General features: G+C 66.8%; 16 protein-coding genes and 1 pseudogene. 11 read left to right on the top strand and 6 right to left on the bottom strand.

The window, feature by feature from the left end; all coding sequences use genetic code 11:
- Positions 1-7: 7 nt before the first annotated feature.
- The 5 genes from U1839_RS05680 (at position 8) to U1839_RS05660 (ending at position 7,503) form a co-directional block, all read left to right on the top strand.
- Positions 8-1,882, top strand: a complete 1,875-nt coding sequence (locus U1839_RS05680; RefSeq protein ID WP_332802692.1) for a hydantoinase B/oxoprolinase family protein — start codon at positions 8-10, stop codon at positions 1,880-1,882.
- Positions 1,883-1,886: 4 nt separating this feature from the next.
- Complete coding sequence (locus tag U1839_RS05675; RefSeq protein ID WP_332802691.1) at positions 1,887-3,077, top strand: CaiB/BaiF CoA transferase family protein; 1,191 nt, start codon at positions 1,887-1,889, stop codon at positions 3,075-3,077.
- Positions 3,074-3,694: an isochorismatase family protein gene (locus U1839_RS05670; RefSeq protein ID WP_332802690.1), complete on the top strand. Its 621-nt coding sequence runs from the start codon at positions 3,074-3,076 to the stop codon at positions 3,692-3,694. The genes U1839_RS05675 and U1839_RS05670 overlap by 4 nt, the downstream gene beginning before the upstream one ends.
- A gap of 98 nt (positions 3,695-3,792) precedes the next feature.
- Positions 3,793-6,132 carry a thiamine pyrophosphate-binding protein gene (locus U1839_RS05665; protein ID WP_332802689.1) on the top strand — a complete coding sequence of 780 codons (2,340 nt, stop codon included), beginning with the start codon at positions 3,793-3,795 and terminating at the stop codon, positions 6,130-6,132.
- Between the two features lie 96 nt (positions 6,133-6,228).
- Positions 6,229-7,503, top strand: coding sequence for a serine hydrolase domain-containing protein (locus U1839_RS05660; protein WP_332802688.1), 1,275 nt, complete (start codon positions 6,229-6,231; stop codon positions 7,501-7,503).
- 18 nt (positions 7,504-7,521) lie between these two features.
- Here the strand turns inward: U1839_RS05660 and adhP are convergent, their stop codons facing one another.
- The 3 genes and pseudogenes from adhP to U1839_RS05645 form a co-directional block, all read right to left on the bottom strand.
- Entirely contained in the window at positions 7,522-8,556 is a 1,035-nt protein-coding gene (gene adhP / locus U1839_RS05655) for an alcohol dehydrogenase AdhP (RefSeq protein WP_332802687.1), read from the bottom strand.
- A 148-nt stretch (positions 8,557-8,704) separates the two neighbouring features.
- Positions 8,705-9,748 (bottom strand): annotated as a pseudogene (locus tag U1839_RS05650) (glycoside hydrolase family 130 protein).
- Between the two features lie 441 nt (positions 9,749-10,189).
- Positions 10,190-10,843: a DsbA family oxidoreductase gene (locus U1839_RS05645; protein ID WP_332802686.1), complete on the bottom strand. Its 654-nt coding sequence runs from the start codon at positions 10,841-10,843 to the stop codon at positions 10,190-10,192.
- Positions 10,844-11,067: 224 nt separating this feature from the next.
- Here U1839_RS05645 and U1839_RS05640 point away from each other — a divergent pair, with 224 nt between their 5' ends.
- Positions 11,068-11,349 (top strand): hypothetical protein, encoded by a 282-nt coding sequence (locus U1839_RS05640; RefSeq protein ID WP_332802685.1) that lies wholly within the window; start codon positions 11,068-11,070, stop codon positions 11,347-11,349.
- 114 nt (positions 11,350-11,463) lie between these two features.
- Here the strand turns inward: U1839_RS05640 and U1839_RS05635 are convergent, their stop codons facing one another.
- Both U1839_RS05635 and U1839_RS05630 read right to left on the bottom strand, forming a co-directional pair.
- Positions 11,464-12,597 (bottom strand): zinc-binding dehydrogenase, encoded by a 1,134-nt coding sequence (locus U1839_RS05635; RefSeq protein ID WP_332802684.1) that lies wholly within the window; start codon positions 12,595-12,597, stop codon positions 11,464-11,466.
- A 119-nt stretch (positions 12,598-12,716) separates the two neighbouring features.
- Entirely contained in the window at positions 12,717-13,823 is a 1,107-nt protein-coding gene (locus tag U1839_RS05630; protein WP_332802683.1) for a GGDEF domain-containing protein, read from the bottom strand.
- A 444-nt stretch (positions 13,824-14,267) separates the two neighbouring features.
- Here U1839_RS05630 and U1839_RS05625 point away from each other — a divergent pair, with 444 nt between their 5' ends.
- A complete protein-coding gene (locus U1839_RS05625) occupies positions 14,268-14,651 on the top strand; it encodes a DUF2252 family protein (protein WP_332802682.1) in 384 nt (127 codons plus the stop codon).
- Between the two features lie 11 nt (positions 14,652-14,662).
- Here the strand turns inward: U1839_RS05625 and U1839_RS05620 are convergent, their stop codons facing one another.
- Positions 14,663-15,532 (bottom strand): ATP-grasp fold amidoligase family protein, encoded by an 870-nt coding sequence (locus U1839_RS05620; protein WP_332802681.1) that lies wholly within the window; start codon positions 15,530-15,532, stop codon positions 14,663-14,665.
- A gap of 155 nt (positions 15,533-15,687) precedes the next feature.
- Here U1839_RS05620 and gntA point away from each other — a divergent pair, with 155 nt between their 5' ends.
- The 4 genes from gntA to U1839_RS05600 are packed head-to-tail and all read left to right on the top strand — an operon-like array spanning position 15,688 to position 17,943.
- Entirely contained in the window at positions 15,688-16,395 is a 708-nt protein-coding gene (gene gntA / locus U1839_RS05615; protein WP_332802680.1) for a guanitoxin biosynthesis heme-dependent pre-guanitoxin N-hydroxylase GntA, read from the top strand.
- On the top strand, positions 16,392-17,030 hold the full coding sequence (locus U1839_RS05610) for a DUF1989 domain-containing protein (protein ID WP_332802679.1): 639 nt from the start codon (positions 16,392-16,394) through the stop codon (positions 17,028-17,030). Before gntA ends, U1839_RS05610 begins: the two co-directional genes overlap by 4 nt.
- Positions 17,031-17,088: 58 nt before the next feature.
- Positions 17,089-17,427, top strand: coding sequence for an ArsR/SmtB family transcription factor (locus U1839_RS05605; RefSeq protein ID WP_332802678.1), 339 nt, complete (start codon positions 17,089-17,091; stop codon positions 17,425-17,427).
- Between the two features lie 3 nt (positions 17,428-17,430).
- Complete coding sequence (locus tag U1839_RS05600; RefSeq protein WP_332802677.1) at positions 17,431-17,943, top strand: SRPBCC family protein; 513 nt, start codon at positions 17,431-17,433, stop codon at positions 17,941-17,943.
- The last annotated feature ends 17 nt before the right edge of the window (positions 17,944-17,960 follow it).

Below are 17,960 nucleotides of genomic sequence, written 5' to 3'. Positions count from 1 at the left end.
AGCGACCATGCCCGCGACCATCGTCGAGACCAATCCCCAGCCCTTCGCCCCCACCCCGGTCGACCCAGTCACGCTCGACATTATCGAGAACGCGCTGCGCAATGCGCGTGTCGAGATGGATGCGACGCTGGTGCGCACGGCCATGTCACCCGGCATCCGCGAGCAGGGCGACGCCTTCCCGTTGATCGCCGACCATCAGGGCCGCATGATCGTCGGCCAGTTCGGCTCGTTCATCGGCGGTTTTCTCGACGGCTATCACGGCACCGTCGAGGAGGGTGACATGTTCCTGATGTCCGATCCCTATTCGGTCGGCGGCGCGATCAGCCATTCGAACGACTGGCTGGTGCTGTTGCCGGTGTTCAAGAACGGCCGGCTGATCGCCTATACCGCGATGTTCGGCCATCAGAGCGACATCGGCGGCAAGGTCGCCGGCAGCATGCCAATCACCGCGCGCTCGATCTTCGAGGAGGGCGTGCGCATCCCGCCGGTCAAGCTCTATGCCGCGGGCGTGCACAATACCGACCTGATCCGGCTGATCATGTGCCAGACGCGCAAGCCCGACTGGTGCACCGCCGATCTCAACGCGCTGGTCGCCTCGTGCCGCGTCGCCGCGCGGCGCGTGGTCGAGATGGCCGGCCGCTTCGGCGACGACCTCTATGTCGCGGCGACCGGCGAATTGCTGGCGCGCAACCACCGCGCGATGAAGCAGCTGATCGCCAGCTCAATCGGCGAGGCGCCGGTGAGCTTCGAGGATTATCTGTGCGACGACGGGCTCGGCTATGGCCCGTACAAGATCAAGTGCACGATGTGGCGCGAGGGCGAGCGCGTGATCCTCGATTTCGCCGGCACCGACCCGCAATCGCACGCCTCGATCAATTTCTTCCTCAACGAAAACATGTTCCGCATGTTCTTCGGCATCTACATGATCATGGTGTTCGATCCCCAGATCCTGTTCAACGACGGCTTCTACGACCTGATCGACGTGCGCATCCCCGAAGGCTCGCTGCTCAAGCCGAAATTCCCCGCCGCGCTGTCGGGCCGGACGCACGCGCTGGGCCGGATCTTCGACATTCTCGGCGGGCTGCTCGGCCAGAAGACGCCCGAATTCCTCAACGCCGCCGGCTTCTCGTCGTCGCCGCACCTGTTCTATTCGGGGCGCGACGCCAAGGGCGCGTGGTTTCAGCTGTTCCAGATCGGCTTTGGCGGCATCCCGGGCCGGCCGCTCGGCGACGGGCCCGACGGGCACTCGCTGTGGCCGGGCTTCACCAACGTGCCCAACGAGTTTCTCGAGCGCTATTTCCCGCTGCGTATCGAACGCTACGAGACCGAGCCGGATTCAGGCGGCGCCGGGCTGCACCGCGGCGGCAACGGCATCCACATGACCTATCGTTTCCTCGAACCCGGCATGATCGCGATCCATGACGATCGCTGGTTCACCCGCCCCTGGGGCGTGAACGGCGGCAAGCCCGGCGCGCGCGCGCGCAAGCTGCTCGAACGCGCCGACGGGACGATCAGCGTCGTCGGCAACAAGGTCGAGGATGTCGAGGTCGCGGCCGGCGACCAGCTGCACTTCATCACCTGGGGCGGCGGCGGCTGGGGCGACCCGCTGGCGCGCGACCCCGATCTCGTCGCGCTCGAGGTGCGCGAGGGACTGGTCAGCGTGACGGGCGCGCTCGCTTATGGCGTGGTGGTGCGCGACGGCACCGCCGATGGCGCCGCCACGGCGGCACTGCGCCAGCGCATGGCGGAGGAGCGCGGGACGAGCGACGCGCTGTTCGACTTCGGCCCCGACATCGCGACGCTGCGCACGACCTGTCTCGCCGAAACCGGCCTGCCCGCGCCGCGCCAGCCGGTGTGGCAGCACGACCATGTCGCGGCCTGAGCCGATGACGGAGAACAAGGGCGCGCTGCGCGGGATCCGCGTGATCGAACTCGGCCAGCTGATCGCCGGGCCGTTTTGCGGGCAGTTGCTCGGCGACATGGGCGCCGAGGTGATCAAGGTCGAGCCGCCCGGCGCGGGCGACCCGATGCGGCAATGGGGGCGCGGCGAGGACAAATTGTGGTGGGAAGTCGTCGCGCGCAACAAGCTGACCGTTTCGGCCAATCTGCGCGTGCCCGAAGGCCAGGCGCTGGTCCGCCAGCTCGCCGAGACAGCCGATATCCTGATCGAGAATTTCAAGCCCGGCACGATGGAGAAATGGGGCCTCGGCCCCGATGCGCTGCACGCGATCAACCCGCGGCTGATCATCGTGCGCGTCTCGGGCTATGGCCAGACCGGCCCCTATAGCGAGCGCGCCGGTTTCGGCGGGATCGGCGAGGCGATGGGCGGCTGGCGCTATATCGTCGGTGACCCCGACCGGCCGCCGAGCCGGATGGGCATCTCGATCGGCGACAGCCTGGCGGCGACCTATGGCTGCATGGGCGCGCTCGCCGCGCTGCATGCGCGCGAGCGCACCGGGCGCGGGCAAGTCGTCGACAGTGCGCTGTACGAAGCCGTACTGCAGGTGATGGAGAGCCTCGTCCCCGAATATGAGGTGTCGGGCTATATCCGCGAGCGCTCGGGGTCGGTGCTGCCGGGGATCGCGCCGTCCAACGTCTACCCCTGCGCCGATGGCGAATTCCTGATCGGCGGCAACCAGGATGCGGTGTTCGCGCGGCTGTGCAAGGCGATGGGCCAGCCCGAACTGGCGCGCAACCCGCGCTATGTCGACCATATCGCGCGCGGCGCGCACCAGGAGGAACTCGACGGCCTGATCGCCGACTGGACGCGCGTGCGCACCGTCGCCGAGGTCGAGGCGGCGATGCTCGACCATTCGGTGCCGGCGGGCACCATATTCCGCGCGCCCGAGATGCTCGCCGACCCGCATTTCGCGGCACGCGAGGCACTGGTGCCGGTCGAGACCGAGCGCTGGGGCACGCTGCACATGCAGAACTGCTTCCCCAAGCTGTCGGAGACGCCGGGCTCGATCCGCAGCCCGGCCTCGCCGACGGTGGGGCGCGACAATGATGCGGTCTATGGTGCGCTCGGCCTCGCGCGCGAGGAAATCGAACGCATGACAGAAGCCGGCATCATATGAGCGAAGCGACGGGCGAGCCGTTCGATGGCCACCTCGCCTTCGGTGCGCGTCCCGCGCTGATCGTCATCGATGTCGTCCGTGCCTATGTCGATCCGACCTCACCGCTCTGCGCGCCGGCCTTCGTCGCCGCGCTGCCGGTCATCGCGCGGCTGGTCGAGGCGGCGCGCGCGCGCGGCGTGCCGGTGATCTTCACCAATGTCGTCTATCAGCAGGGCGGCGCGGATGGCGGGCTGTTCTACCGCAAGGTGCCGGCGCTGCGCGTGTTCGACCAGGGCTCGGCACTCGGCGCTTTCCCGGCCGAACTCGGCCCGGCGCCCGACGAGATCGTCGTCACCAAGCAATATGCCTCGGCCTTTTTCGGCACCTCGCTCGCCGCGACGCTCCACACCATGCGCGTGGATACGGCGATCCTGTGCGGTTATTCGACCTCGGGCTGCGTCCGCGCCTCGGCGCTCGACGCGCTGCAGAACGGCTTCCGCCCGTTCGTCGCCAGCGACGCCTGCGCCGATCGCACGCCGGCACCGCACGACGCCAACCTGTTCGACCTGCAGGCCAAATATGCCGAGGTCGTCGATAGCGACACGATCATCGCGCTGCTCGGGCAACCGCCCGCCTGACCGCGCGCCCGGGTCATGGCGCCATGCCATTGTTCGGCTTGACCCTGCGCCGCGCGAGTGTCTGATGGCGCCATAGATCTTGCCGCGGACGACACGCCATGACCACGCTCGCCACCCCTTCCCGCCACGACACGCTGGCCGCGCTGGAAGCGCTCGACACGCGGCTGCGCTGGCTGTCGGCCTGGACGATCCACAATGCCAACCATCTGCGCGAGAAGCGCGACGGGCTGAAGGTCGGCGGGCATCAGGCGAGCTGTGCCTCGATGACCGCGATCATGGCCGCGCTCTATTTCCATGCGCTGCGGCCGCAGGACAAGGTCGCGGTCAAGCCGCATGCCGGGCCGGTGTTGCACGCGATCCATTATCTGCTCGGCAGCCAGAGCCTCGACCAGCTGCAGCGCTTTCGCGGGCTGGGCGGCGCGCAAAGCTATCCGTCGCGCACCAAGGACAAGATCCCGGTCGACTTCTCGACCGGGTCGGTCGGGCTCGGCGTCGCGGTCACCGCCTTTTCGAGCCTGGTACAGGACTATCTCATCGCGCATGGCGCGCTGGCCGAGGCAGATGCCGGGCGGATGATCGCGCTGATGGGCGATGCCGAACTCGACGAGGGCAATATCTACGAGTGCCTGATCGAGGGCTACAAGCACGACCTGCGCAATTGCTGGTGGGTGGTCGATTACAATCGCCAGTCGCTCGACCACACCACGGCCGACCGCATGTTCCGGCGCTTCGACGACATCTTCGAGACGTGCGGCTGGCGCGTGCTGACGCTGAAGCACGGCGCGCTGCAGCGCGCGGCGTTCAAGCGCCCCGGCGGCAAGACGCTCGAGGACTGGATCGATAACTGCCCCAATGCCGATTATGCCGTGCTGACCTATCAGGGCGGCGCCGCCTGGCGCGCGCGCCTGATGGCCGATATCGGCGGCAAGCCCAATGTCGCGAAGCTGCTCGATGCTCATGACGACGACGCGCTCGCCGCGCTGATGACCAATCTCGGCGGACATTGCATGGAGACGCTGACCCAGGCGTTCGACAGCGCCAATGACGATCGGCCGACCCTGTTCATCGCATACACCATCAAGGGTTATGGCCTGCCGCTCGCCGGGCATAAGGACAACCATTCGGGCATGATGAACCCGCCGCAGATCACGGCGCTGCGCGCCAGCCTAGGGATCGCCGAGGGCGACGAATGGGAACCCTATGGCGGGCTCGGCGACAATGTCGCGGCCGATCTGAAGGCGTTCGTCGGGCGTAGCGCGCTGGCGCGCAAGGCGCCGGAGCCGCGCGCGCCGGCGGTGCCGGTCCCCGCTCGCCTCGCGGTGCCCGATGGCGACGAACAATCCACCCAGAGTGCGTTCGGCCGCATCCTGCTCGACCTGGCCAAGTCGGGCGAGCAACTCGGCGACCGCATCGTCACCACCGCGCCCGACGTGACGCAGACCACCAATCTCGGCGGCTTCGTCAACCAGCGCGGGCTGTTCCGTCGCCAGGAACTGAAGGACGTGTTCCGCGCGGCGAAGATCCCGTCGGCGCAGAAATGGTCGGGCGGCGGTGCCGGCCAGCATATCGAGCTGGGCATCGCCGAGAACAACTTCTTCCTGATGCTCGCGTCGCTGGGCCTTGCCGCGCAGCATTTTGGCACGCGGCTGATCCCGGTCGGGACGGTCTATGATCCGTTCATCGCGCGCGGCCTCGATGCGCTCAACTATGCCTGTTACCAGGATGCGCGCTTCCTGCTCGTCGGCACGCCCTCGGGGCTGACGCTTGCGGCCGAGGGCGGCGCGCACCAGTCGATCAACACCCCGCTGATCGGCATGGGGCAGCCCGGCCTGACCTATTACGAGCCGAGCTGGGCCGACGAACTGACGCTGATGATGCGCCATGCCTTCGAACATATCCAGGCCGATGACGGCGGCTCGGTCTATCTCCGTCTCAGCACGCGCTCGATACCACAAGTCGTGCGCGACGATGACGATTGGGAGGCCGGTGCGCTCAAGGGCGGTTACTGGCTGCGCAAGCCCGGCGCACGCACCGACGCGGCATTGGTGTTCACCGGGGCGATCGCGCCTGAAGTGCTCGATGCGCATGCCCAGCTGCTCGACGATATCCCCGGACTCGGCCTGCTCAACGTGACCTCGCCCGACCTGCTGCACCGCGGCTGGTCGGCCCGCCGCGCCGCGCGCTGGACCGGCACGCCGCCAGCGCCATCGCATGTCGAGAATCTGCTTGCCGCGCTATCGCCCGGCGCCGGCCTCGTCACAATCCTCGACGGTTCGCCCGGCGCGCTGTCGTGGCTCGGCGGGGTGCGCGGGATGCGGGTCAGCCCACTCGGCGTCGACCGGTTCGGCCAGACCGGCGACCTGCCCGACCTCTACCGCACCTATCGGCTCGATGCCGAGGCGATCATCGATGCGGCGGCGGAGCTGTTCCTGTCATAAGTCCTTGGCCGCTGCTGATTCCGATTCGGGGCACGCTGCTCTAGGCAAGGTAACGCTGCACCGGTACCATCCCGTCGACGGGAAGAGGAGATCGTGATGCATCGACGCGACGCTATCGCGGCCATCATGCTGACGGCGGCACTTCCGGCATCCGCGCGCGCCCGCCGCATCGGGCCGGTCGCGACATCGCTCGCCATCAACCGGTCGCGGATCGACGCGGCACTGCGTCGCATGGTCGCCGATAGCCGCGCGGCGGGCGTTTCGGCGCTGTTGTGGCAGCACGGTAGCGAGCGTTATTTCGGCGCAGCGGGCCATGCCGATCGCGAGGCGCGCCGGCCAATGGCACGCGATACGCTGGTGCAGATCTATTCGATGACCAAGCCGGTCACCGGCGTCGCGCTGATGCAGTTGTGGGAGCAGGGTCGCTTCGGACTCGACGACCCGCTCGAGCACTATATGCCGGCGTTCGGCATGGTCCCGGTCCTTGCCGGCAAGGGACCCGACGGCAAACCGATCCTGCGCGCACCGAAGCGCCCGATGACGATCCGCGACCTGATGCGCCATACCGCCGGCCTGCCCTACGGCATGCGCGATACCGCAGCCGATGCCGACTTCCACGCGATCGACCCGCTGGCGCTGGACAACAGCCTGGCCGAGGCGATCGACAAGCTCGCGCGCGTCCCGCTGCTGTTCGATCCCGGCAGCGAGTGGAGCTACAGCGCGGCGGTCGATGTCCAGGCGCGGCTGGTCGAACAATTCAGCGGCGCGCCGTTCGAGGAACATGTCCGGCGCACGATCCTCGATCCGCTCGGCATGCACGAGACCGGCTGGACCCAGCCGCCGGCGCGGCGCGCGCGCCTCGCGGCAAGTTATACCAAACAGGCCGGCGCGCTCGTCCGCGTCCCCGACCAGCGCAACGCGGCGCTCAATTTCGGGCCGCGCCGGCTGACCATGGGCGGCGCGGGGCTCGCCTCAACGCTCGACGACTATATGCGCTTCGCGCGCATGCTGGTCGGGCATGGCACGCTTAACGGCGTGCGCATCCTCGCACCCTCGACGCTGCGGCTGATGGCGACCGACCAGCTCGATCCGCGCATCGTGCGACGCTTCTTCCTGCCGACCAAGGGCTCGGTCGGTTTCGGGCTGGACTTTGCGGTGCGGACGGCGCGACCGCACGACGCGCGCGAGAATCGCGGCGCGGTCGGCGAGTTCTTCTGGGACGGGGCCGAATCGACCTTGTTCTGGGTCGATCCGGCCAATGATCTCGCGGCGGTGTTCTTTGCCCAGGTGACGCCGTTCGACGGCACGCTGCATCACGACTTCCGCGCCGCCGTTTATGGCGCGGACTATCTCGGCCCGCCCGGCGACTGAGCCAGCGAGGCGAGCGCGTTACGCCGCCTTGTCGAAGTCGATGACGATGCGGCCCTCGATCTCGCCGCGATGCATGCGGCCGAAAATGTCGTTGATGTTCTCTAGCCGGTCGGTGGTGACGGTCGCATGGACCTTGCCGGCGGCGGCGAAGTCGAGCGCTTCCTGCAGGTCGAGCCGCGTGCCGACGATCGAGCCGCGCACCGTGATGCCGTTAAGCACGGTGTCGAAGATCGACAGCGGGAAGTCGCCCGGCGGCAGCCCGTTGAGCGACACGGTGCCGCCACGCCGGACCATGCCCATCGCCTGCTGGAAGGCGGCCGGGCTGACGGCGGTGACGAGCACGCCCTGCGCGCCGCCAATCTCCTTTTTGATGAAGGCGGCGGGGTCGGTATCGCGCGCATTGACGGTGAGCGCCGCGCCCAGTTCCCGTGCCAGCGCCAGTTTCGCATCGTCGATATCGACCGCGACGACGTTGAGCCCCATCGCCTTCGCATATTGCACCGCCATATGGCCGAGCCCACCGATCCCGGAGATCGCCACCCAGTCGCCCGGCTTGGTATCGGTGACCTTGAGGCCCTTGTAGACAGTCACGCCGGCGCACAGCACCGGTGCGATCTCGACGAAGCCGACATTGTCGGGCAGGTGGCCGACATAATTCGGGTCGGCCAGGACATATTCGGCGAAGCTGCCATTGACCGAATAGCCGGTGTTCTGCTGGGTTTCGCACAGCGTCTCCCAGCCGCCCAGGCAGTGCCCGCAATGGCCGCACGCGGTATAGAGCCACGGCACGCCGACGCGGTCGCCCTCCTTCACATGCGTGACGCCGGCACCCACCGCCACGACATGGCCGACGCCCTCATGGCCGGGAATGAACGGCGGATTGGGTTTGACCGGCCAGTCGCCCTGGGCGGCATGGAGATCGGTATGGCACACGCCGGTCGCGGCGATCCTGACGAGGATCTGACCCGGGCCCGGCATTGGCACCGTCACTTCCTCGATCACGAGCGGCTGGCCGAATGCGCGGACGACCGCCGCCTTCATTGTCTTTTCCATCGTTTTGCCTCGTATTTTCGCAGGGATTGGGTGCGGGGACCGGGTGCGGGGAATCGGGTCAACGGTGTCGGCAAGAGCCGGGCTGGTGCGGACGGCCGAACCCTGCCCGCCGATGGCGGGAATCCCAATCCGCAAAGTTACCTATGCTTCAGCGCAGCGTGGCCAGCAGCCGGTCGAGCGGTACCGAGGCGAAGGCGGTGACGGAGTCGGCGACGCCATAGGGGAGCAGCAAGGTGCGCCCGATCACCATCGCCCCGCAGCTATAGACGACATTGGGCACATAGCCGTCGCGGGTGTCGTCGCCGGGGCGCAGCAGCGGCTCGGTCGAGCGCGCGATCACCTTGGCGGGATCGCGTTTGTCGAGCAGGCAGGCACCGAGACAATAGTTGCGGATCGGCCCGACGCCATGGGTGATGACGAGCCAGCCCTCGTCGATCTCGATCGGCGAGCCGCAATTGCCCATCTGGACGAATTCCCACTCCTAGCGCGGCGACACGATGATTGCGCCGCTGTCCCATTGGTAGAGGTCGTTCGACTGGAGCAGCCAGATATTCTCATGGTCCTGTCGGCCGAGCATCGCGTAGCGCCCGTCGATCCGGCGCGGAAAGAGCGCCATCCCCTTGGTGCCACTGAGCGAGCCGCGCAGCGCGTTGAGTTCGAAGGTGACGAAATCGTCGGTCCGCAACAGTTCCTGGCGAACCGTCTCGCCGCCGAACGCGGTATAGGTCCCGAAATAGCTGACATGCCCGTCATCGTCGGTGAAGCGGACGAGCCGGAGATCCTCGACGCCGTGACGCTGGTCGAAGGTCACCGGGAAGATGACGATCTGCGACAGGTCGCCTTGATCGCCGTAGAACAGCCTGACCCCGGGGTCGCCGGGCGCGCCGCCGGGGATATTCTCGATCGTCGGCGATGTCGCCCAGGGGCTCGGCGGATTGACGCATAACGCGCCCTCGGCGGTGAACTCGCCGGTGCGGAAGATCATCGAGGAAATATGTCCCTCGCCGACGCCGCGCAGCGACAGCACGAAACGCACCGCGCCGGGTGACAGGCCCGACTGATCGGGATGGGCGACGATGCTCGGGTTGAACAAGGCCGCGGCCTCGAACGAATATTCCTCGGCGAAATAGGCGCCGATCAGCAACACCTGCTCGGCGCTGACCTTGCGGCCGCGCGCAAAGGGTTCGGCCATATCGTAATAGCGCCGCTCCAGCACGCGCTCGACGTCGCGGTGGCGATCGGCGAGGCTGGTGGTGACGCGGGCGAGGTCGCTGTGGAGCGCGGCATCGCTCAGTCCCAACACACGGTCGACGATCCGCTCGACGCGCGAGCCAGAAGGTCCTGTGTCACCATTTTCGGCCGGCACGAACGGCCGCAGCACGACGCGCGCGGGCTCCGGGCGCAGCAACAGCTGCAGATCGGTGACCGGGTCATCGATTGCCCGATCAACCAGCGGGGTTGATGGTTCATCGGGGCGTGGGGGCAAATCGGTTTCCCTGCCTGGTCTCGCATCGCGTGCCGGCCACGGTACCGCGCCTCTACACGGCGCGCTTCCGGTGTGCCCGAACGCGTCGGCCTAGTCGAGCACCGAGATCACCATCGAAGGAAGCCCGCCCGATCTGACGCGCTTCGTCTAGGCTTCGGCCGCGATGCTGCGCAGCGCGCGCTCGAAGGCCGCGGCCGGCTGGCCGCCCGAGATGATATATTTGCGGTCGATGATGACGGCGGGCACGGCGCTGATCCCTTCCGCCTGCCATAGCCGTTCTGCCGCGCGCACCTCCTCGGCGTAGCGCCCCGAAGTGATCACGTCGTGCGCCGCATCGCGATCGAGACCGGCCTGGCCGGCGGCATCGACGAGAACAGCGATGTCGCCCGGATTGTGTCCGGCGGTGAAATAGGCCGTGAACAGCGCGTGTTTCAGCGCGCGTTGCCGGCCGGCGTCTATCAGGCCGGCCCAGTGCAGAAGGCGATGCGCGTCGAAGGTGTTGTAGATCCGGCTGCCCGGCGCCATCGTCATGGTGAAGCCAAGCTCGGCGGCGCGCTCGCGGATCACCGTGCGGTTGGCGGCCGATTGTTCCGGGGTCGCGCCATATTTCTCCCGGATATGCTCGCCGATCTCCTGTCCCTCGGCCGGCATTTGCGGGTTGAGTTCGAACGGCTGGAAGCGAATCTCCGCATCGACCAGATCGCCGACCGCGGCGAGCGCCTGTTCCAGACCGCGCAGCCCGATCACGCACCATGGGCAGGCAATGTCGGAAACGAAATCGATCTGCATCTGTCGGGTCATATCGCGGGCCTCTTTGCTGCTTTGGGTCGCATATAAGGCGTCCGCCGGCACTTGCATCGGTTCCGTCGGCGCGCTTTGCCTTGTCGTGATGCGGAACAATAAGAGACGTGCCGGGTTGGGCGACGGGACAGGGTACGCCCGGCCGCGCTCGGCGGCAGGGCCCGCCTGACTGTCGTTACATCCCGGGCTCGGGGCACCGGCGCTCGCACTAGGGGTTGATGCACATGAACAAGAAAATGATCCTTGCCGCAGGAACGTGCCTGCTCGTTCTGTCCGCTTGCGGCCACAAGACCGACGCTGCCGACAATGTTGCCGCGATGGCCGACAATAGTGCCGACATGATCGAGGAAAATGCGGCGATGGTGCGCAACGAAGGCGATCAGATGAGCGCCAACACCGAAGCGATGATGGACAACAAGGCCGACCGCATGGAAAACCGCGCCGACGCCGTGCGTGCGGCAGGCGAGAACCGCGCCGATGCAATGGACGACAGGACCAAGAAGTAGGTCTCGGCGTTCAAACCGATGGCATGAAAAAAGGCCCCGCCATTTCGGGCGGGGCCAGTTCTTCCATCCGGCACCTCGTTCAACGCACGAGTACGGGATTATATCCCGTCCCGGCTAAGCCGGGCGCGTCGGATCGATCAGATATTTCTCGCCCGTGGCCTTGCGCTCATAGGCCCTCAGCACATCGGGGCTGAGCGCCTCGGCCAGACCGATCGTCGCGCTATAATGGCTGGCAAAGGTCGTGGTCAGTTCATCGAGAACGCGCTGGCGCATCGCGGCGACGATCTCCTTGGGCGCTTTTTGCAGGAACGGTGTCAGCAGGAATCCGCCCACCGCCCATTGGAAGCCGAAAGCGAGTCGGTTGAGCACCGTCGGCGACAGGTCGAGCGCGCCATAGATGTAGAGCTGCTTGAACGTGTTGGACCCGTAGCGGCTATATTCGCCCGGTGCGCGGCTTGCGGCCTGTTCCATCGCCTGGACGATGTCGCTGCCGAGCGATCCGCCGCCGATCGCGTCGAAGGCGATCGTGGCGCCGGTCTCGGCAATCGCGTCGACCAGACGGGCGCGGAAATCGGGCGCGCTGCTGTCGAGCACATGGGTGGCACCGATCTTGGTCAGGATTGCCGCCTGCGCGGCGCTGCGCACGATGTTGACCAGCGGCACGCCGTCGGCGAGGCAGATCTTCTGCAGCATCTGGCCGAGGTTGGACGCCGCGGCGGTGTGGACGATCGCCTTGTGACCTTCCATCCGCATCGTCTCGACGAAGCTCAGCGCGGTCAGCGGATTGACGAACAGTGCGGCGCCATCGGCCGCGCTGGCGCCTTCGGGCAACGGCACCACGTCGCGCGTCTTCAGCTTGCGAAACTGGGTGTACATCGCACCGCCGAGCATGCCGACCTTGCGGCCGATCAGCGCCTTGGCGCCCTCGCCGGCGGCGATGACCGTGCCGGCGCCCTCATTGCCGACCGGCAAGGACTGACCGATCCGTCCGCGCACACCGCCGAGCCGCTCGCGCGGGATGGCGAAGGTAACCGTCGGACGCGCGGCGCTGCCTGTGCTGGCCATGGTCGAAACATCGGCCGGACCCAGCAGCAGCCCGAGATCGGACGGGTTGATCGGCGCCGCCTCGACCCGGACGATCACCTCATCATCGGCCGGCGCGGTCAGCGTGACCTCCTCCAGGCTCAGGGTCAGCGTACCGGCATCATCCACCGTCGACCGCAGCTCAAGTCCCGTCACGTCGCTCATCCTCGCCTCCTGATCGTCTTGTCGGGGCAGAGATGGCGATGCGCGACGTGGTGGTCAAATGCGTTCGCGCGAATTTTCGCGGAAATGACGGCGCTGATGCGCGGTCGGCGGGCGGGGGGTTAGATCTTCGGTTCGGCGACCAGCACGCGGTTTCGTCCACCCTGCTTGGCCGCGTAAAGCGCCTTGTCGGCCCGCTTCAGCGCAACGGTGCCGCCGTCCAACGGATCGAGTTCCGCGATCCCGGCCGAGAAGGTGACATGCCCGATCGGCTGGTGCGTGGCCTGGTTGATCAGTCGGCGCGCGGCCAGCGCGCCGCGCAGGTCATCAACGATCGCCACTGCCGCCGCCACGGTGCAATCCTCGAAGATCAATGCGAATTCCTCGCCGCCATGGCGCGCGACATAGAAGGTGTCGCCGGCGGCTTTCTTTAGCGACGATGCTACCAGGATCAGCACACGGTCACCGGTGTCGTGGCCGTGTGCGTCATTGACCGCCTTGAAATGGTCGATGTCGCACAAGGCGACCACGGCGGGTCGGCCCTCGCGGGCGGCGGTTTCGGCGACCGTCCGCAGGCGCGCATCAAAGTCGCGCCGGTTGGGCAGGCCGGTCAGATGGTCGACATGCGCCTCGCGCTGGGCGCTTTGCAGCGTGGTGCGCAACTGCGTCGTCTCGATCGCGCGCTGTCGCAGCTCTTCCTGGATGTCGCGGGTCTGGTCGAGCATCGCCTGGGTCAGGCCGATCAGCCGCTCGACCGCCGGCAGCGCCTCGGCCGATGTCAGTTCCTCGGCCTCGGCCTGGAGCGCGTTGCTATAGACATGCGCCGAACCACGCGACCGTTCGACCAGTTCGACGCACTGCGTCAGTACGACCTCGACCTGCTCGGTCGTCGAAGCGATCGACGCGGCGCGGCGTTCGGTCACCGGGCAGGCAGCATAGAATGTCTCGACCCACGCGTTCGACAAGGGCGTGCGGCTGGCCAGCGCTTCCTCGATCGCCAGCACGAGCTTGCGGTTCGAGCGCGACAGATAATCGTGCGCGCACATCAGGTTCAGCGCGGTCAGGTCAAGCTCATTGGAAAACAGGAAGGTCCCGATCTCGTCGAACAACGACTGCGACTGGCCCGCCCGCGCGCCCGCCTCGATGATGGCGGCGCCCGGCGTGAATCCACGCGCGCCGCGCCCGGCGACGGCCTGCGCAACCCGCGTGCTTTCAAAGGACTGGTGCATCGCCGCCCTTCGTCGCCAGGATGGGAGTGCGGGCACCTGTCAGCCGGCTGTGACCGGAGCGGCAGGGCAAGGTGTTCGATCCGACAACGACAAACAAGATCAACCCTCCCCATCGACGGCATATCGGTAGCGGGTAAATATTGCCCTTACCCTATCGGCAAGAACGCGTTCATTCACCCACGCTGCAATAATACGACCGAATTCCGATATCCTTGCGGGTCCGCCGACAGGGAGGCTCGGGTTATTGGTCCGCGCCTGCTCATTTCGGGTAATTTGGCGGCAATGAGGGGACTCAGTGACCCTTGGCCGCGAGAATTGCCTGCAACGGATTGGCGAGCGCGTCACCGACCCGCACCAGCCGGTTCTCATCGCGATGCGCGAAGGGCGCCTCCTGGCCGCGCACGGTCAGCACCGTATCGGTGACATAATGCCACGATCCGCGCGATGCCGCGCGACAATGCCGAGCGCGTCGTCGCCGGTGCCCGTGCGCTCTCCCCGCATCTCGGCGAGCGGATGGTCGCGGCGCGACTGCTGGGCCGCGCGGTCGTGCTGCGCGAACTGAAACCGCAGGACCTCAAGATCGAGATCGGGCAATTCTCGCACCGCGACGCCGTCCGTGCGGCGCGTTATCTCGCTCATGTCGTGGGCGCGGCCCATGCGCGGCAGCTGAACAAGGATGGTCGGACGGCGTGGCAGACTTTGTTTAGCCGTCGCGGCGACGCGGCGCTCGACGCGCCGTCATGGCTGTGGCGCGCGGTGGTCGATCTCGCCGGCAACCATGAGGCCGCCTATCTCGAGCATTGCCGGCGCTACGCGTTGAGCGACTGAGCGCGGCGCGGTCAGGCTTCGCCCGGCGCCGAGGCGCGCCATAGCTGGCCGAGTGCGTCGTCCAGCACCGGCGGATCGAACGGGTCGAGGCCCGATCCCGGGTAGAAGGTCATCTCGCTGAAGCGCGGCGTGGTGCCGGTGTCGTAGAAATCGACCCGCACGAAGTCGAATCCGCGCGCCAGCGTCTCTGCCCCTGCAATCATGCGGTCGAGTGCCGCTGGCGGCGCGGGATCGGGCTCTGCCGTCGGCGACGACAGCCGCCGCCAGGTGGGATCGAACAGCATCCAGCGATGGCCATGTTCGCGGTCGAGATGGACCTGCACTGCCGCGACGCGGCCGTGAAAGACATAGCATTTATAATCGATCGGCAGCGTGGCGCCGTCGCCGACGAACGGCTCGACCAGCACGCCGCGCGTCACGCCGCGATACCCCCATTCGTCGAGCCAGCGGCCATAATCGCTCCGCATCCACCCTGCAGCGGCGGCGCGGATGGCGGGCCAGTCGGCGTGAGCGTCGCGCACGAAGTGGCGCTGGTTGCAGCCGTGGCGCGACTTGACGACGAAGGGATAGGGCCAGGAGGGGGCATCGGGCAGCGCATCGCCCGACCACAGCGTCGGCGTCACCCAATCGTCACCGAGCACCTCGGCGACGAAGCGTTTCACCGCAACCTTGTCGATCAGGTGCGGCAGTCGCTGGTCGCGATCGCGCAGCTTTCGGCGCTGGATAAGTTCGGTGAAGCGCATCGGCCGGTCCAGCGACAACCGACGGCGATGCCGCCACCAATAGGTCAGGTGCAGTCGAAGCCAGGGGCCAAGCGGCGTTGCGGGGGCAGCGGGCGCCAGGGCGCGCACCACCGAAGAACGAAGCTGCGACCCCTTCACGCGCAGGAAGGCAATGCGGAGATGGCGGGCGACGGCATCGCGGCACTACGCGCCACCCCGATCGTTCGTTCCGTCGCGAGATCGGCCCGGTCCGACTTGCCTTGGGTTAAGGTGATTCTTGGGAACGTTCGCCGCGCCTTGTTCGTCCTTTCGCCATGTCCGACCTGTCCTCCCCCCTGTTCCGCTGGCCACACCGTTCGCAGGACGAACTGCGCACGATGCTGCACGATCATGTCGCCGCGCGCGATTTTCCCTGCGTCGGCGCCAAGTCGGCGCTTGCCCGCAACAGCCTCGAGGTGTTGGCCTGCAACAGTATCGACAGCGCATGGGACGATCTTCGGATCCACGATGCCTTGCTGCAATGGGCAGCGGCGTATCGCGAGGATCCGGGTGCGCTGCGCAGTTTTGCGGTCGTGTTCGAGGGTCCCGTCGGGCTCTGCGAAGCCAGCTTCGAATCCGCTATGTGGGCGCGGATCCAGTCCTTGTCCGACAAGGATTTGTGGCGCGGACAGAATTACGACGCGCGGGTCAGCCCCGATCCCGATGACCAGCATTTTTCGCTCAGTTTCGGCGGCGAGGCGTTCTTCGTCGTCGGCCTTCACCCGCAGGCCAGCCGCCCGGCGCGGCGCCTGCCGCGGCCGGCGATGATCTTCAACCTGCACGACCAGTTCACCCAGCTGCGCGCGGCGGGCAAATATGAAGGCATGCGCGAGAAAATCCTTGCGCGCGACGAGGCGATTGCCGGCAGCATCAATCCGATGCTCGCACGCCACGGCGACGCGAGCGAAGCGCGGCAATATTCCGGCCGCGCGGTCGACGGGGAATGGCGCTGCCCGTTCCGTTACAAGGGAGACGAGGAATGACGCCGGTAACGATTCCGCCGCGCAGCGGCACAGCCCTCCGGCTTGCCGCCGGTGAGACGTTGATCGTCATCGACCCGCAGGGTTGCCAGGTCGCCGACCTGCTCGCCTTCAACGCCGACGATATTGGCGAGGTGCTGTCGTCGGGTCGTACGCTCGACTATCAATCGACCATCCGCCTGACCACCGGCGACCGGCTATGGTCGAACCGCAGTCGCGTCATGCTCGACATCGTCGAAGATTCGGTTGGCATGCATGATTTCCTGCTCACGCCCTGTTCGCGCGATACCTTCCGGATCTGCTATGATGATCACGATCCGCACCCGGGATGCTTCGGCAATCTCGCGGCTGCGCTGGCGCCCTATGGGGTATTGCCCGACGCTATCCCCAGCGCGTTCAACTGCTTCATGAATGTGCCCGTCGACGGCGCGACCGGCCGGTTGCAGGTGTTGCCGCCGACCAGCAAGGCTGGCGACCACATCGCTTTCCGCGCGGCGATGGACCTGATCATCGGGCTCACCGCCTGTTCGGCGCGCGATTCGAACGGGGGGAGCTTCAAGCCGATCGACTATCGCATCGAACAGGCGACCGACGCCGAACGCGAAGCGGTCATGACGGGCTGCCTGGCGCACGGCTGAGCCGCGCGTTCATCAAAAACGATTGTCATAAGCCGGATGGTTATATATCCATTTGGTTATGTATGAATCGCTCGATAGCAAATTCGCCGCGCTGGCCGATCCGACGCGCCGCGCGATCATCGCCCGGCTCGCGCTAGGCGAGGCGACGGTCGCGGAATTGCGCGCACCGTTCGCGATAAGCCAGCCGGCGATATCGAAACACCTCAAGGTGCTCGAAAAGGCCGGGCTGATCGATTCCGGGCGGGCGGCGCAATCGCGCCCGCGTCGTCTCAACGTCGCGGCGCTGCGCGAGACGACCGACTGGATCGCCTATGTCGGCGACCTGTGGTCCGACAGCTTCGATCGCCTGGATGCCTTCCTCGCCGCCAACCCCGAAAGTACGACCAAGGAGGGATAAGTCATGACCACCGACGCCACGGCACAGACCACGCCGGAATTCGTCATTTCGCGCCACTTCGCCGCACCCCCTGAACGACTATGGGAGGCGTGGACCGACCCGGCACAGATGGCGCAATGGCTCGGTCCCAAGGGCACGACCGGCACGACGCTCGCGGCCGATGTGCGGCCCGGTGGCTTGCTCCATTGGCGCATGGACGGTGCCGAGGGCAGCATGTGGGGCCGGGCGGTCTATCGCGAGGTGATCGCGCCTTCGCGACTGGTCTATGTCCAGTCTTTTTCCGATGACGCGGGCGCCATCACCCGCGCGCCGTTTTTTGAGGGCCGGTGGCCGCTCGAGATGCTGACCATTGTGACATTCGAACTGGACGGCGATGGTACGCGCGTCACGCTCACATGGCGTCCGCTCGACGCCGCCGCCGACGAGCTGGCCAATTTCGTCTCGAACATCCCGTCGATGCACGGCGGCTGGGGCAACAGCTTCGATCAACTGGCGGCGCTGATCGATCAGGGTTGAGACGGGTCGGGCGGCGC

Source organism: Parasphingomonas halimpatiens (assembly GCF_036663795.1).
GTDB lineage: Bacteria > Pseudomonadota > Alphaproteobacteria > Sphingomonadales > Sphingomonadaceae > Sphingomonas.
Note: the sequence above shows the minus strand (reverse complement) of the source record. Positions and strands in the feature narration are given on the sequence as shown.

Bases quoted from the DNA above. Each gene is read 5' to 3' on its own strand.
- U1839_RS05680 (WP_332802692.1), top strand. From the start codon at position 8: ATGCCCGCGACCATCGTCGAGACCAATCCCCAGCCCTTCGCCCCCACC.
- U1839_RS05675 (WP_332802691.1), top strand. From the start codon at position 1,887: ATGACGGAGAACAAGGGCGCGCTGCGCGGGATCCGCGTGATCGAACTC.
- U1839_RS05670 (WP_332802690.1), top strand. From the start codon at position 3,074: ATGAGCGAAGCGACGGGCGAGCCGTTCGATGGCCACCTCGCCTTCGGT.
- U1839_RS05665 (WP_332802689.1), top strand. From the start codon at position 3,793: ATGACCACGCTCGCCACCCCTTCCCGCCACGACACGCTGGCCGCGCTG.
- U1839_RS05660 (WP_332802688.1), top strand. From the start codon at position 6,229: ATGCATCGACGCGACGCTATCGCGGCCATCATGCTGACGGCGGCACTT.
- adhP (WP_332802687.1), bottom strand. From the start codon at position 8,556: ATGGAAAAGACAATGAAGGCGGCGGTCGTCCGCGCATTCGGCCAGCCG.
- U1839_RS05645 (WP_332802686.1), bottom strand. From the start codon at position 10,843: ATGACCCGACAGATGCAGATCGATTTCGTTTCCGACATTGCCTGCCCA.
- U1839_RS05640 (WP_332802685.1), top strand. From the start codon at position 11,068: ATGAACAAGAAAATGATCCTTGCCGCAGGAACGTGCCTGCTCGTTCTG.
- U1839_RS05635 (WP_332802684.1), bottom strand. From the start codon at position 12,597: ATGAGCGACGTGACGGGACTTGAGCTGCGGTCGACGGTGGATGATGCC.
- U1839_RS05630 (WP_332802683.1), bottom strand. From the start codon at position 13,823: ATGCACCAGTCCTTTGAAAGCACGCGGGTTGCGCAGGCCGTCGCCGGG.
- U1839_RS05625 (WP_332802682.1), top strand. From the start codon at position 14,268: ATGCCGCGCGACAATGCCGAGCGCGTCGTCGCCGGTGCCCGTGCGCTC.
- gntA (WP_332802680.1), top strand. From the start codon at position 15,688: ATGTCCGACCTGTCCTCCCCCCTGTTCCGCTGGCCACACCGTTCGCAG.
- U1839_RS05610 (WP_332802679.1), top strand. From the start codon at position 16,392: ATGACGCCGGTAACGATTCCGCCGCGCAGCGGCACAGCCCTCCGGCTT.
- U1839_RS05605 (WP_332802678.1), top strand. From the start codon at position 17,089: ATGTATGAATCGCTCGATAGCAAATTCGCCGCGCTGGCCGATCCGACG.
- U1839_RS05600 (WP_332802677.1), top strand. From the start codon at position 17,431: ATGACCACCGACGCCACGGCACAGACCACGCCGGAATTCGTCATTTCG.